This is a genomic window from Sneathiella litorea, assembly GCF_009882915.1.
Taxonomy (GTDB): Bacteria; Pseudomonadota; Alphaproteobacteria; order Sneathiellales; family Sneathiellaceae; genus Sneathiella; species Sneathiella litorea.
In genome coordinates, this window is the sequence record NZ_WTUW01000009.1 from 447,695 (window position 1) to 462,276 (window position 14,582).

Consider the following 14,582-nt stretch of genomic DNA (forward strand, 5'->3'; position numbering starts at 1 on the left):
ATGTCAACATTTTCCAATGTCGAAACTCCCAGCCTGGCTGGTACGCCTAACATTAAGAAACCGCGGCGGTACCTGATCCGGATGACCATCTTTATCGGAATTGCCGTCGCGATCTCCGCCTTTCTCTATCCGCAGCTCAAGACTGCTTTTCTCGCCAACCCGTTGCTGAATGGCCTGATCTTATTTGTCCTGTTGTTCGGCATCCTGTTCATCTTCCGCCAGGTGTTCATGCTAACCAGTGAAATCAACTGGACGCAAAGCCTGCGCCGCCTTGAATCAACGCAACCCACTGTACGTCCGCCGCGCCTGCTGGCGCCGCTTTACACGATTTTCAGCGATAGCAACGGTCCCATCAGGTTAAGCGCCGTGACGATGAACACCTTGCTCGACAGTGTAAGTGCCCGCCTTGAGGAAGGCCGCGATATTTCACGCTATCTGATTAACGTGCTGGTGTTCCTCGGGCTGCTCGGCACGTTCTGGGGCTTGTTGGAAACCGTGGCTTCTGTTGGAAATGCCATTTCCACGCTCAATGTTGGCGGTGGCGGTGATTTCGTTGCGATTTTCGATGAGTTAAAGCTCGGCTTGGAAAAGCCTCTTTCAGGTATGTCCATTGCTTTTTCCTCCTCTCTTTTCGGGCTGTCGGGATCGTTGGTGCTAGGCTTCCTTGACATGCAGGCTGGTCAGGCACAAAACCGCTTTTACGGCGATCTGGAAGAATGGCTGACGTCCATTACCCGATTTACCAGCTCTGGTTCCTCGGTCATCTCAGATGGGGATCAGAGTGTTCCCGCCTATGTTCAGGCCCTGCTCGAACAAACGGCGGAAAGCCTGAATAATCTTCAACGTACCCTCACCCGTAACGAGGATAAGCGCGGGTCGGCGGAAAACGCCCTCATTAACCTAAGTGAACGTCTGGCTGCCCTTACCGATCAAATGCGGACGGAGCAGGATTTGCTTGTCAAATTGGCGGAAGGGCAGACGGAGTTGAAACCCCTTTTGGAACGGCTGGCCAAGTCCGCCGAAAGTGCCGGAATTGATCAGGCGAGCCGCAATCATCTTCGTAATCTGGATGTTCATATGGTCCGAATGTTGGAAGAAAGTGCCGACGGGCGGGAACAGGTTGTTCAGGAAATCCGTGGCGATATTAAACTTCTAACCCGCACAATTGCGGCAATCGCAGAAGAAAGCCGCCGTGGTTGAGATCATGCCCGCCGTGCGAGATGGAGTAAATTATGGCTCGTAGACGCCGCGGACTGCGCGCCCCATATGAGATCTGGCCGGGGTTTGTCGATGCGTTGACGACGCTCCTGCTGGTGATAATCTTCCTGCTGGTGGTTTTCGTACTGGCGCAGTTTTTTCTCTCGCAAGCCCTATCTGGCCGGGATGCTGCCCTTGAAAAACTAAACCAGCAGGTTAATGAACTCGCCGATCTTCTAGCGATAGAACGGCAGGAAAGTGCCAATCTGGAAAACCAGATCAGCCAGCTCACCATCGATATGACAAAGCTGGAAGAAGAGCGCGATAACGTTATTATCCAGCTCGATACCCTGACCAGCCGTGCTCTCTCCGCCGAAGAGGACCGCGATCGATTAACGGTCCTCCTGCGGGAGGAAAAGGAGAAATCCGCTGCGGTGGAGGATAAGCTCAACGTCAGCGAGGACAGCCTCAAAGCCAGCCTCGCAGAGCTGGAAAGCCTGAAGCGGGATATTGTCGCGCTGGAGGAAACTCGCAAAAGCCTTGAAGAGGAAGTCGGCAAACTCGCCGCAACGATTGAGGAAAAAGATACTGTAATTGGCAATCTGCGTGATCGCAGCAAGGAGCTGGAAGCCAGCATCGCCGATGAACAGGAACGCACTGTCCTGGCCCAGAAGGATATCGAGGAACGTGAAATCCGCCTTGCCGAGTTACAGACCCTCTATCTCCAGACACAGGACAAGCTGACCGAGGAAGAGGCCCTTTCCGCCGCCGCGCGCTCACAGGTCGCGGCCCTGAATGCCCAGATCAATGCCCTTCGGAATGAACTCGCCAAACTTAATCAGGCACTTGAAGCGAGTGAGGCGAAGGATGTGGAACAAAATGCGCAAATCGCCGATCTTGGCAAACGGCTTAATCAGGCGCTCGCCGCCAAGGTACAGGAACTGCAGCAATACCGGTCCGAGTTTTTCGGGAGACTGCGGGAGGTGCTGAAAAACCGGCCGGGCATCAGCATTGTCGGCGACCGTTTTGTCTTCCAGTCGGAAGTCCTCTTTGATGCAGGTCAGGCAGAACTCGGGCCGGAAGGCAAACAGGATATGGCGAAATTTGCGGCCACCCTGCTGGAAATCGCCAAGGATATTCCGAAGGAAATTGACTGGATCCTGCGTGTTGACGGCCATACGGACAGCCAGCCCATCAGCACGGCGCGCTTCCCGTCCAACTGGGAATTATCGGTCGCCCGCGCCCTTTCGGTGACGAAATTCCTGATTAGTCAGGGCGTCCCGCCTAAACGGCTCGCCCCAACCGGCTTTGGCGAGTTTCAACCGATCGACACCCGCGACGATGAGATTGGCTATCTTCGCAACCGCCGGATCGAGCTTAAGCTGACGGAGCGATAAGTGGCAGGCAAGGGCCGGAATATTCTGGTCATCAAGCATGGTGCGCTTGGTGACGTGATCCTCGCGCAGGGGCCATTCCAGGCGATCCGCGCCCATCACGGGGATGCGCGTATCGTCTTGCTGACAACACGCCCCTTTGCTGCCTTTCTTGAAAAGTCAGGCTTGTTCGATGAAATCTGGATCGATGAACGGCCCAAGATCTGGCAGTTGTCCAAACTCATTCCATTGATCCGCAAGTTGCGTGGCGGACGGTTCGATCGGGTCTATGATCTGCAAACCTCTACCCGGACGAATAGCTATTTCAACTTCTTCCCAAAACGGCGAAAGCCGGAATGGTGTGGCATTGCGAAAGGCTGTTCCCATCCGCATGACAGTCCACTTCGCACCAAGATCCACACGATCGAGCGGCATATAGATCAGTTGAAAGTCGCCGGGATTGATACAGTTCCTCCTGTCGATTTTTCCTGGGCCATGACGGATATTTCAAGATTTGGCCTGCCTGTGAAATACGCCCTTCTGGTACCCGGCGGTTCGGCGCATCGACCGGAAAAACGCTGGCCTGCGTTACGCTTTGCAGAGTTAGCTGAATATCTTGATGAAAAGGGAATCACGCCTGTCCTGATTGGCGGCAAGGCCGAAGCAGACGCCATCGCCAAAATCATGGAATTCTGCCCCGGTGCGATCGATCTTTCCACCAAGACAGATTTTGGCGATATTGCCTCACTTGGCGCGGGTGCGGTTCTGGCGGTCGGCAATGACACGGGACCGCTGCATCTGATCTCTGCCGTCGGCTGCAAGACGGTTGTCCTCTTTTCCCGCGCGTCAGATCCGAATATGTCCCGCCCACGTGGCCGCGATGTGCGGGTCCTGCGTGAGGATGATCTTGCCGATCTGTCGCTCGGTCATGTGATCGGCGAGCTGGATCTGGAGGCATGAGCAGCGACGCGGATAAAACCGTACTCTGGTGGGGCCGTTTCGATCCTGACTATTCCCGCAACCGCATTCTGCGCCAGGCTTTTAGCGCGCTCGGTTGGAGAGTTATCGATTTCCGCCCCGGCATCAGCCCCCTCGGCGATCTGGAAGCAACCCTTAAAGGCGTGCAGAAGCCGGATATTCTCTGGCTGCCAGCCTTCAGGCAGCGCGATATGGCCGCCGCAGCGAAGTGGGCCCGCCGCCGAGAGTTACCGGTCATTTTCGATCCCATGATCTCCGCCTATGACAAGCAGGTGTTCGAACGGCGGAAATTTGCGGAGAAAAGCCGCAAAGCGATAGATCTCCGTAAAAAAGAACGTGGCATCTTTTTAAAGGCCGACAGGATCATCGCCGATACTGCGGGTCATGCGGTGTTCTTTGCGGATACCTTCGTCCTTGACCCTGATAAAATCCACGTCATCGCGGTCGGCGCGGAAGAAAGCCTGTTTACATCTGCCCCCCCGGCTGAGAAACCACCGCACGAACCGTTGGAAGTGCTCTTCTATGGCAGTTTCATCGGCCTGCAGGCACCGGAGATAATTGTCGAGGCGGCAAAGCTATGTGACATCCCCCTCCGCTGGACCTTGCTTGGGGATGGCCCGCTTAAGGCCGCATGCGAGACGGCAGCGGCCGGTTATCCCACGATCACTTTTGAGGATTATCTGCCGTATGAGAAATTGCCGGCCCGCATACAAGAGGCAGGAATCCTGCTTGGCGTTTTCGGGACTAGTGATAAAGCGGCACGGGTAATCCCCAACAAAGTCTATCAGGCGCTTGCCTGCGGCCGGACAGTGATAACGCGCGAATCGACGGCCTATCCCACACCGAAAAGCAAAGGGCTAATAGAAATTCCTGCAGGAGACCCCAGGGCGCTCGCGGATCATGTCCAACGACATGCACTAGCCCAGAATGAGCTTGTGGCATGTGGCGCCGCCGCACGGGCCTATTATGAGCAACATTTCAGCCAGCAAACCATTCATGGCCAGCTTGCAAGCGTCCTCGAGGAGATTCTAGGCGGATAACGCATTCCGACCCACGTCGAACTGCAGCTTGGCCAACTTCGCATAGAGACCGCCCTCGGCCATCAATTCTTCATGCGTTCCCTGATTAACGATCCGACCATTTTCCAGTACGATTATCCTGTCCGCATTGAGAACCGTAGCAAGCCTGTGCGCGATTACGAGCGTCGTGCGGTTCTCCATCAGATGTTCAAGGGCGACCTGCACTTGCCTCTCGCTCTCCGCATCCAGCGCCGAAGTTGCCTCATCCAGCAACAGGACTTCCGGATCCCGTAGAATAGCACGGGCAATGGCTATGCGCTGTTTCTGGCCACCTGAAAGCTTGATTCCCCGTTCCCCAAACTCCGTATTGAACCCGTCAGGCATGGTTTCGATAAACTCTGTTGCAACAGCGGCTTCCGCAGCGGCGCGCACCTCCGCATCGCTCGCGTCGGGTCGGCCATAACGGATATTCTCCATTGCGGTATCGGCGAAAATCACCGCATCCTGCGGCACCAATCCCATCAGCGCGCGCAGGCGAACCGGGTCAACATCCGCGATGTTGGTTCCATCAAGGGTAATCTTTCCAGATTGCGGATCATAGAAGCGAAGAAGAAGTTGAAAAACAGTCGTCTTGCCCGCGCCACTCGGCCCGACAAGGGCCACGGTCTCGCCCTTACTGATATCAAAGGAAAAATCATTAAGCGCCGCCTGGTTTGGCCGCGACGGATAATGAAAAGTGACCTTATCGAAATGGATATTACGCTCAATCCGGGACGCAATCGGGACTGGATTTGCTGCAATCTCAACAGTTGGCTCTTCTGCGAGAAGCTCAAGTAATCGTTCTGACGCGCCGGCGGCCCGCTGCAATTCGCCCCAGACTTCACTTAACGATCCCATGGAACCCGCAACAACAACCGCATAAAACACGAAGGCGCCTAATGTTCCGGCCGTCATGGTGCCGTCAACCACAGCCGTCGCCCCACTCCAGAGTACGAAGTCAATGGCCCCGAAAATCAGCAGAATGACAAGCGCCGTCAGCCATGCCCGCGCCGTAATGCGCTTGACGGCGATCTGAAAACTGGTCTCAACATCCTTGCCGAATTGCGCACGATCATGATCTTCATGGGTATAGGCTTGCGATGTCTGAATGGCGCGCAACGTCTCATCCGCGCGGGAACTGACGGCGGCAATGCTGTCCTGGTTGGCGCGGCTGAGCTTGCGTACCATCCGGCCAAATACAATAATTGGGACAAGGACAGCCGGAACCACGAGTAAAACCATGCTCGACAGCGCAGGGCTCGTGTAGACAAGAAATGCAAGGCCACCGATAAACAATAGAAAATTCCGAAGCGCGACAGAAATGGAGGACCCAATCACCGTCTGGATCAGGGTGGTATCGGTTGTCAGTCGCGACAAGACTTCCCCGGTACGGGTAATCTCGAAAAAGGCCGGGTTCAGGGTCAGGACATGGTTAAAGACGGCCTTCCGAATATCGGAAATAACCCGCTCTCCAATCCAGGAGACCAGGAAATATCGGCTAAAAGTTGCGATAGCAAGAAGGGTAACGACCCCCATCAGCCCAATAAACACACGATCAAGGCTTTCCGGTCCGGCGGTAAATCCCTTATCCAGAAGGTCGCGGATCGCCTGGCCGATCCAAAGTGTCGTCCCTGCCGCGACGGTCAGGGCGATTAACGCACCGAAAACCTGCAATCGATAGGGCCGAACGAATCGCCAGAGCTGCGAAAGGCGGGTGACCACCCGTTTGGATTTCTCGTTGTTGTCCTCGTCGCGGGCGATTCCATTTACTTCAGTCACGCAGCAAATCCTGCCATTAATCCATTATAAATTCCAGTTCTTGGGTGTAACGGTCATAGCCAGGAATGCAAGAAAAAATGCTAAAAAACATATCTTTGCTTGCCATAGTGCCTAAGCTTTAATATAAGGCCCGCTGAACGAACTTTAGCGTCCCCCAAAGGGTGAACCGACATGAAAAAAGAAATACATCCCGATTACCACATGATCACCGTCGAAATGACCGATGGATCGACCTTTGAAACCCGCTCGACTTACGGCAAGGAAGGCGATGTTCTGAAGCTGGACATTGACGTAAAAACGCATCCGGCCTGGACTGGCGGTCAGCAGCATCTGCGTGATGATGGTCAGGTTGCAAAGTTCAACAAGCGGTTTGCGAACTTCGGTATCAAAGCCAGCTAACAAAAATTCGAGCCTGCTTAGGTTCCCGGATCAGGCGCTCAAATTGAGCGCCTTTTTTGTTGCCCGTGTCAGGAAATGGAATCATCCGGTGAGATTCGAGCGCTGTTAGGCAAGCTTCCCCTGCTCATCCAGCCGGACAAGCCTTTGATAGAGGCGCTCACTCCGATCCAATAGAGACCGCAATTCTTCCGGCAACAGGTTCAAATCGCAAGACGGTTCATCCGCCAGGCACACATCCATGTGCTGGAGATGGCATTCATCCTCCTGCGATTCCTCCAGCGTGATTTCCCCTTCCTGCAAGGCCCGCTGGAACAATAGCCAGGACATGCTTTCGGTCAGTCTCGTCGTAAGCCGCAAAGTTTCTGCTGCATAACCGAAACTCGCCTCAGCTGACATAGTCCGCGCGACCGCCTGCCCCGGTCCGTCAAGGTAGGAGCGTGCCTCCTTCACCAGATCAAGCGTCTCATCATATGTCCGGGTGAAAAAGATGGTTTCCGACCTCACCTTAGTTCCCTCATCGTCGCCGAACCCCATCAGCCGCCCTTTTCTGCCTTCTGTTAAAAGAAATTCAATTCGATTGAGCCAGAAAACCTAGTCCCCAGAAGTTAATTTTCCATATTTTCGGCTCTTGAATCCATAAAAAAATGCCACATATACAGTTCGTCGGGTGCCAATTTAGGGCTTGATAACAAGGGTTTGCCCCAATATGGGGAAATCCGCATCTATATTGCTTCATAGGAGGATATAACAATGCGTACTTATGATTTTTCACCCCTGATGCGTTCAACCGTAGGTTTCGACCGGATAGAACAGCTTTTTCGCGGCCTCGAACGCGCATCTGCCGACAATAACTTTCCGCCCTATAACATCGTGAAAACGGATGCAGACCATTTCCGCATTACGATGGCGGTGGCTGGTTTCACGGAAGATCAACTAGACGTGGTCACCAACCAGAATACCTTGAAAATCAGTGGCAAATCAGCGGATGAGCCAGAAAATGTTGACTACCTGCATCGCGGCCTTGCAGCCCGTTCCTTTGTCCAGAATTTCGAGCTTGCCGAAACGATCAAGGTCGTTGGCGCGACGATGGAAAATGGCCTGCTGCATATAGATCTCGTTCGGGAAATCCCTGAGGAACTCAAACCTCGCGCTATCGAGATCAACAAGGGCAAGAACAAGGATAAGCTTATCGAAAATAAAGCTGCCTGATCACCAATATTGAGAACTAGAATAGCCCGCCACATCGGCGGGCTATTTGTTCTTTGTCACAGTTTGATAATTCATCCATAGCGCCTGCCATACAGGGTGGGTATAGTATGAGGAAAAGTTCTCTTTTACTGTAGGTATCCAATTCATGTCCTCGCTTATTTCCACAAAAATAGATTTTGACAAAGACGGAATCCAACACGGATATCTGCAACTTCTTCATTCCGTTCACCGATCTGCCTATGGTTATATCCCGATCCCGATTGCCAGCCTGAAGAATGGTGACGGGCCAACAGTATTGCTGATGGCGGGAAACCATGGCGATGAGTATGAGGGGCAAGTGATCCTCTCCAACCTTATAAGGACCCTGCCCCTCGACCAGATACGTGGTCAGTTGATTATCCTGCCGATGGCAAATTTCCCGGCTGCCGAAGCGGGCCTGCGCACCTCCCCGCTCGACCAAGGGAACCTTAACCGCTCCTTTCCCGGCAGCGATACCGGGACGCCGACCCAACAGATCGCCCATTATATCGAGCATACCCTGCTCGAGCGCGCGGATTACCTGTTTGACCTCCATTCCGGCGGCAGTTCCCTATTTTACACACCGACTCTGCTGTTTTCCGTGTCGGAGGACGATCCTCACTTATCACTGAAGCGGGAAATTGCGGACGCCTTCAGCCTGCCACTTACCCTGTATTTTCAGCGAAGCGATGCCGGCAGTTTTTCCTCTGCGGCAGCGTTTCGCAAAGGCGTTTGCAGCATTCTGACGGAACTGGCGGGCGGCGGAACAGTTTCCAAGGGCCTTCCGAAACTTGCCGGAGACGGTCTTTTGCGCTCCCTCCATCGAATTGGCGTCATAACCACGGCGCCGGAATCCCCTCCCAAGAAGGGCCGTATCTTCAACGAGGAAGGCAGTATTTTTGCAACAGAGCCCGGCGTCTATGAACCGCTGGCCGATCCCGGCGAGGACGTCAGGAAAGGACAGCCGGCGGCGCTCATCCATCGCACAGAGACACCGGGTCGGGAACCAGTTGAGTTGTTTTTCGAGGCGGACGGAGTCATCCTCGCCAAGCGGCAGCCCGCGCGGGTCGTGCGTGGGGATTGCCTTTTCCATATCGGGCAAGGCGAAGAGTAAAGCTGAGCAACCGGAATTAGGGCTAATTCGGAAAGCTGACAATGGATGACATTCTCCTTGCCATAACTGTTAGCTTTATGGCCTTTCTCTCGACCAGTCTCGACAATCTCTTCCTGCTTGTCACCCTGTCACTGCATTCGAAATATGGTGCCGCCAAGGTAAGGCTGGGATATCTGCTGGCTATTGTCGTGATGATAGGAGTTTGCCTGATATTCGCGCAAGGCGTTCAGCAGCTCCCCTCCCAGTATATTCCCTATATCGGTCTTGTTCCACTGGGTCTCGGGTTGCATGAGCTTTGGCAACTGATAAAGCGCGGTATCTCCAAGGCGGAAAAAAAACCTGATATCGCCTCCAATTATAGCGGCAGTTTTCTTACCGTCGCGCTCATTATGTTCACTCATAGTTGGGACTCAATCGCGGTGCTGGCCCCGCTTCTCTCTGATACCCGTCCCGGTTTGCTTGGGTGGATGGTGACAAGTGTCCTTCTGGCGGCAACGGTCCTTACCCTAGGTGCACAGAAAGCGACAGGCCACCCCCGGTTCCGCGGACTGCTGGAACTCTACGCTCCAAAAGTCCTGCCTTTCCTGCTGATCGGCGTTGGCCTCTATATCCTGACCAACACCCCAACCGATATTACGTAAATATCGACGCTTAAGACTTTATCACTTTACGGGAATTCGCTACTTTGACGGACTAACCTTCAGTTGTTTCGGGATAAGTCTATTGAAACTATGCTTCCGCGTTCTAACTCTCGTCTTTGTTGTCTTCCTCGCCAGCGGCTGCCAGGAACGGATACAGCCGGTCTACAACCCTGAAAATGTCCCAATTCCACAAGGCCTTGCCTTTACGTCACTTGAAGAGGTTGGCAAGGCAATCAAACAGGCCGGTGCCAGCAAGAATTGGAAAATGACCGACACCAGCCCCGGCAAGATCGAAGGCGTGCTTAGAATTCGAAATCATCAGGCCGATGTTCGAATTGATTATTCATTGATCAGCTACTCCATCACCTATGCTTCAAGTGTCAATTTACTGGCTAACGGATACGGGATCCATCGCAACTACAATCAATGGATCCGTGATCTTGAAGCGGCAATCAATGTGAAGCTATTAACTCTTGCAAACACCACAAAGAACGAAAAATTGTCGTCTGACGATAAAACAATGTTGGAAGCTTGGAAACGCGTGCAAAACAGCAATGACCCTCTGCCAATACAGGAGTTTATGGACACCTACAGCGACGGCCCCTTTATAGGGCCTGCACAGGATCGACTTGACCTTTTGGCGCAGCGACGCGTAAGCGGGGTAAAGACTTTTGATCCGACAGGTAACTGGCAGGTTATAGTTCGATATCAAAGAGGGCCTGATAATATTAGTGCCTGCCCGAAAAGCGCCCGGTGGAGTTTCATCCTCGATTTCAGACGAGGAAAATTCTCAAATACTTATTGGGATGGCAACCTTCCGCTCTATCTAACCGGTGAAAATTATGATGATCTTGTCGATTTAAAACTGAACGGTCCACTTAATTCAGGTGAATTTGAATGGAAGGATAGATTTAAAATAAACAGCGACGAGGAATGGTTTGAAGCAAGTGCAAATGGAGCTTGCCCGGGAATAATGAAACTCCATATGAAGAAAGCTGATACAGTCGGCGACATATCAGGTGCCTCCGGCCAAGTTAGTGAAAACTACAATGGATTTGATCCAACAGGTACCTGGCAGGTTTTTGCCAATTATAAATCATCCAGCGGGGCGTCGGCGTCCTGCATTCAAAATGTCAATTGGAGTTTTCCTCTGGATTTCCATCGGGGAATTATCTCAAAAGCGGTCTATAGCGGACGAACCGCTCTCCATCTGAATGGTGAAAACAATCCCGGACATGTAGATTTACAAATAAACGTGCCGGCTGGCGGGACTCTGTGGCGATGGACCGAGCGTTTCGTTCTCGACGGCCCGGACAAGTTTTTCCGGGCGGAGTCACCCAGCGGCGGCGGGCACTATGGCCAGTGCCACGGTGTTATCAGTATGCGGATGCAGAAAACAAATTGACAGAAGAATGATAAGGCTGCGCAAACGCGCTATTTCTTTACAGTCTCGAACGTTTCGAACAATTCAAGGAATTCGTTATCGACGGGTTCGGGTTTATGGGTGGTCTGGTCGGTGTTGACCCAGACGATCTCCCCTGTGCAATAACGGGTTTCCTCGCCTTTTGCAAAAATGGCCAGAGCGAAAGTGATGGAGGATCGGCCTATTTTCTCAATCCGGACACCGACCTCAATCTCAGCGTCGAACAGGATCGGCTTTTCATACAGGACCAGCGATTTCACGAGGTGGAAATCCTTCCCGGTCCGTTTCACATAGCCCTGATGATCATAACCCAGATGGCGGAAAAATTCCGTAATTGCCGTATCAAAATAGGTCAGGTAATGAGCATTGAAAACAACGCTCTGCGCGTCTATCTCGGAGTAGCGCACACGAAAAGGGTGAAAGAAGCGATAGTCCTGCCGGGCCATGGGGGGTGTCCTTGTTCTGAATTATTTTCCCAATAACGCCGATAATGCCTTTTGCCAGTCCGGCTGGTCAATGCCGAAAATCTGCTTGATCTTCGTGCAATCGAGGACAGAGTTTTTGGGTCGTTCCGCGGGAACCGGATAGCCCTCCGTCGGAATGGGGTTCAATGTCGGGACCTTCTCACTATGGGCAAATATCGCCTTTGCGAAGCCGTGCCAGGTCAAGGCGGGTGCGCCGCAATAATGGAAAATGCCCCAGTCCTCAAATCCAGGCTGCGTGACAGTTTTGGCTATACGGAGCAGGCTATCTGCAATGTCATCCGCCGCCGTCGGTCCGCCGGTCTGATCATCAACAATGTTGAGTTCGTCATGGCTTTCCGCCAAACGGAGCATGGTGTTCACAAAACTCTGTGCGCCGCCAAACACCCACGCTGTCCGCAGAATTATGTATTTTTGTGATACCGCGGCGGTGCGGGCTTCCCCCTCCGCCTTGCTTTTCCCATAGACACTGAGCGGCGCGATAGCATCTTCCTCCAGATAGGCGCCGTCCTTCCTGCCATCGAATACGAAATCCGTAGAGATATGCAGGAACGGGATATCCTTTTTCGCACAGGCAAGGGCCAGATTTTCCGTACCCTGGGCGTTGATGGCGAAGGCCGCCTCAACCTCCTCTTCTGCCTTGTCTACAGCCGTATAGGCGGCAGCGTTGATCACTATATCCGGAGAGATTTCACCAACTCGTGCCTGAACGGCGGACAGGTCCGTAATGTCGAGGGCCTCACGGTCGAGCGCAATGACGTCGACCTTATGAGTCGGCGCAAGTTTCTGCAGCGCCTGCCCTACCTGGCCGCCAGCCCCGGTGACCAGTACCTTCATTGGCCTGTTGTTCCGAGGCCAAGGCGTTCCTGTGTATAATCTGCGGCAACAGCCTTCACCCAATCGAGATTTTCGAGATACCAGTCCACGGTTTTTTCAAGGCCGGTTTCCAGATCCAATGACTGGGACCAGCCAAGCTCCGCCTCTATCTTCGAACAGTCCACCGCATAGCGTGCGTCATGCCCCGGCCGATCTGTGACATAGCGGATCAATTCCTCATGTGGCGCTTTTTCCGGGAATTTCTTGTCCATGATCCTGCAGATGCTGAGGACCATATCGATATTTGTCCGTTCGGCCCGGCCGCCAATCATGTAGGTCTCTCCGATTTCACCGGAGGCCACCACCTGCTGCAGGGCGGCGGCATGATCCTCCACATAGAGCCAGTCACGGATGTTCTCCCCCTTGCCGTAAACCGGCAGTTCCTTGCTTTTCAGGCAGTTCAGGATAATCACCGGCAGGAGTTTTTCGGGGAACTGATACGGTCCGTAGTTGTTGGAGCAATTGGTTACCAGAACTGGCAGGCCATAGGTGCGGTGCCAGGCCCGCGCCAGATGATCGGACCCGGCCTTGCTCGCTGAATAAGGTGAGTTGGGATCATAGGAACTGGTTTCCGAAAACAAGCCTTCCGGGCCGAGTTCGCCATAGACTTCATCCGTCGAAACATGCAGGAAACGAAAACTGTCCTTTGCTGCTCCTTCCAGGGCGCGCCAATAGTGGTAGGCAGCGTCCAGCATGGTGAAGGTACCGACGAGGTTTGTCTGGACGAAATCCGCCGGACCATCGATCGACCGGTCGACATGGGATTCCGCCGCCAGATGATAGACTGCGCTGGGCTTGTATTTGGTGAACAGTGCACCGATTCCATCACGGTCGCAGATGTCAGTTTGCGAAAAGTGATAGTGCGGGCTGTTGCTGACGGGTTTCAGGCTTTCAAGCGATCCGGCATAGGTCAGCTTATCGATAATCAGAACATCTTCTTTGCCTTGATCAATCAGGTCGCGGGCAAGGGCGGATCCGATAAAGCCCGCTCCTCCTGTGACAAAAACAGTCATCTGGTTTCCTTGAATTCAAATAATCTTGTCTGATCTTTTAATAGAGGCAAAATCTTATCTTTTTCTGAAAGAATCGCCTTTTCCGCCGATACGGACCAATTAATATTCAAATCTGGATCATTCCAGAAAATGCCGCAGTCATGCTCCGGGCTGTAGTAATCTGTCACCTTGTAGACAATTTCCGTATCAGGTTTCAACGTGCAATAGCCGTGGGCAAAGCCGGCCGGCACCCAGAGCTGACGCCAGTTGTCAGCAGACAACTCCACCGCCACATGCTGCCCAAAGGTTGGGGAGCCCACCCGTATATCTACCGCAACATCGATAACAGCGCCGCGCAGAACCCGCACCAGCTTGCCTTGTGCCTTCGGGTCCAGTTGATAATGCAACCCCCGCACAACTCCAGCCTCAGCGTTATAGGCGTGATTATCCTGCACGAAGTTCAGGTCTAACCCCGCGTCCTTCATGGTTTGTGCGTTCCAGACTTCGGAAAAAAATCCTCTATCATCCCCGAATTTCTTCGGATAAAGAATTTTTACATCTGCAATATCCGTCTCTTCAATCTGCATGCTTCGTCAAGTCCTCAAACAATACCTTCCGGAAAACCCGGCATACTGTCTTCCCTGCTTCTTGTTATAAAGTAAACAATTAAGATAGCTAACCGTAAAAAACGACGCGTTCCACAACTTCTTTCATTAAACATGTAATTGATCCGCTATCTAAAGATCGTCCCCACTGTTATTGCCACAAATGACGCCATGTTTGCACAACTCTTCGCAAGGGTGCACCCCTTGAATTTCTGAATCCTATATTTACTATTCTTTATGGTATTTTTTTGTTCTTTGGCCATGTAAAACGTCAACATGAGCCTATCTTCTTTTTGAGCGAAAGGTCGCCCAAATCTGGCGGATCATACTTGCCGGGCGTCACGCGAAACATGCTTTCATTCTGCCTCTGGTAAGAGAGGAACGACAATCAGTCCATATATCCCTTCCGTTTCTTCATCCATTAAATACCATCGTCAA

15 protein-coding genes are annotated in these 14,582 nt (G+C 52.8%); 9 read left to right on the top strand and 6 right to left on the bottom strand.

Annotated elements, in window-relative coordinates:
- Genes GQE98_RS16150 through GQE98_RS16165 form a run of 4 tightly spaced genes read left to right on the top strand, consistent with a single transcriptional unit; the run spans window position 1 to window position 4,588 of the window.
- Complete coding sequence (locus GQE98_RS16150) at window positions 1-1,200, top strand: flagellar motor protein MotA (protein ID WP_161316735.1); 1,200 nt, start codon at window positions 1-3, stop codon at window positions 1,198-1,200.
- A gap of 32 nt (window positions 1,201-1,232) precedes the next feature.
- On the top strand, window positions 1,233-2,594 hold the full coding sequence (locus tag GQE98_RS16155) for a peptidoglycan -binding protein (protein ID WP_161316736.1): 1,362 nt from the start codon (window positions 1,233-1,235) through the stop codon (window positions 2,592-2,594).
- Window positions 2,595-3,530 carry a glycosyltransferase family 9 protein gene (locus GQE98_RS16160; protein WP_161316737.1) on the top strand — a complete coding sequence of 312 codons (936 nt, stop codon included), beginning with the start codon at window positions 2,595-2,597 and terminating at the stop codon, window positions 3,528-3,530. It begins immediately after the preceding gene.
- A complete protein-coding gene (locus GQE98_RS16165; protein WP_161316738.1) occupies window positions 3,527-4,588 on the top strand; it encodes a glycosyltransferase in 1,062 nt (353 codons plus the stop codon). Before GQE98_RS16160 ends, GQE98_RS16165 begins: the two co-directional genes overlap by 4 nt.
- On the opposite strand, the gene GQE98_RS16170 is transcribed toward GQE98_RS16165, so the two are convergent.
- The gene (locus GQE98_RS16170; RefSeq protein ID WP_202526354.1) at window positions 4,577-6,385 is read right to left on the bottom strand and encodes an ABC transporter transmembrane domain-containing protein; all 1,809 of its coding nucleotides are present in this window, start codon (window positions 6,383-6,385) and stop codon (window positions 4,577-4,579) included. The genes GQE98_RS16165 and GQE98_RS16170 overlap by 12 nt on opposite strands.
- Window positions 6,386-6,556: 171 nt before the next feature.
- On the opposite strand from GQE98_RS16170, the gene rpmE reads away from it, so the two are divergent.
- Window positions 6,557-6,784 (top strand): 50S ribosomal protein L31, encoded by a 228-nt coding sequence (rpmE, locus tag GQE98_RS16175; RefSeq protein ID WP_161316739.1) that lies wholly within the window; start codon window positions 6,557-6,559, stop codon window positions 6,782-6,784.
- Between the two features lie 105 nt (window positions 6,785-6,889).
- On the opposite strand, the gene GQE98_RS16180 is transcribed toward rpmE, so the two are convergent.
- Window positions 6,890-7,318, bottom strand: a complete 429-nt coding sequence (locus tag GQE98_RS16180) for a DUF1465 family protein (RefSeq protein ID WP_161316740.1) — start codon at window positions 7,316-7,318, stop codon at window positions 6,890-6,892.
- 216 nt (window positions 7,319-7,534) lie between these two features.
- Here GQE98_RS16180 and GQE98_RS16185 point away from each other — a divergent pair, with 216 nt between their 5' ends.
- The 4 genes from GQE98_RS16185 to GQE98_RS18025 all read left to right on the top strand — a co-directional run bounded on the left by GQE98_RS16185 (window position 7,535) and on the right by GQE98_RS18025 (window position 11,171).
- Window positions 7,535-7,993 carry an Hsp20 family protein gene (locus GQE98_RS16185; RefSeq protein WP_161316741.1) on the top strand — a complete coding sequence of 153 codons (459 nt, stop codon included), beginning with the start codon at window positions 7,535-7,537 and terminating at the stop codon, window positions 7,991-7,993.
- 145 nt (window positions 7,994-8,138) lie between these two features.
- Window positions 8,139-9,125, top strand: a complete 987-nt coding sequence (locus GQE98_RS16190; RefSeq protein ID WP_161316742.1) for a succinylglutamate desuccinylase/aspartoacylase family protein — start codon at window positions 8,139-8,141, stop codon at window positions 9,123-9,125.
- 41 nt (window positions 9,126-9,166) lie between these two features.
- Complete coding sequence (locus tag GQE98_RS16195; RefSeq protein WP_161316743.1) at window positions 9,167-9,766, top strand: cadmium resistance transporter; 600 nt, start codon at window positions 9,167-9,169, stop codon at window positions 9,764-9,766.
- Between the two features lie 265 nt (window positions 9,767-10,031).
- On the top strand, window positions 10,032-11,171 hold the full coding sequence (locus tag GQE98_RS18025) for a hypothetical protein (protein ID WP_202526355.1): 1,140 nt from the start codon (window positions 10,032-10,034) through the stop codon (window positions 11,169-11,171).
- A gap of 29 nt (window positions 11,172-11,200) precedes the next feature.
- On the opposite strand, the gene GQE98_RS16205 is transcribed toward GQE98_RS18025, so the two are convergent.
- Genes GQE98_RS16205 through rfbC form a run of 4 tightly spaced genes read right to left on the bottom strand, consistent with a single transcriptional unit; the run spans window position 11,201 to window position 14,126 of the window.
- The gene (locus tag GQE98_RS16205) at window positions 11,201-11,635 is read right to left on the bottom strand and encodes an acyl-CoA thioesterase (RefSeq protein ID WP_161316744.1); all 435 of its coding nucleotides are present in this window, start codon (window positions 11,633-11,635) and stop codon (window positions 11,201-11,203) included.
- A gap of 21 nt (window positions 11,636-11,656) precedes the next feature.
- On the bottom strand, window positions 11,657-12,508 hold the full coding sequence (gene rfbD, locus GQE98_RS16210) for a dTDP-4-dehydrorhamnose reductase (protein WP_161316745.1): 852 nt from the start codon (window positions 12,506-12,508) through the stop codon (window positions 11,657-11,659).
- Window positions 12,505-13,560, bottom strand: coding sequence for a dTDP-glucose 4,6-dehydratase (gene rfbB / locus GQE98_RS16215; RefSeq protein ID WP_161316746.1), 1,056 nt, complete (start codon window positions 13,558-13,560; stop codon window positions 12,505-12,507). The genes rfbD and rfbB overlap by 4 nt, the downstream gene beginning before the upstream one ends.
- On the bottom strand, window positions 13,557-14,126 hold the full coding sequence (gene rfbC, locus GQE98_RS16220) for a dTDP-4-dehydrorhamnose 3,5-epimerase (protein ID WP_161316747.1): 570 nt from the start codon (window positions 14,124-14,126) through the stop codon (window positions 13,557-13,559). The genes rfbB and rfbC overlap by 4 nt, the downstream gene beginning before the upstream one ends.
- Window positions 14,127-14,582 lie beyond the last annotated feature (456 nt).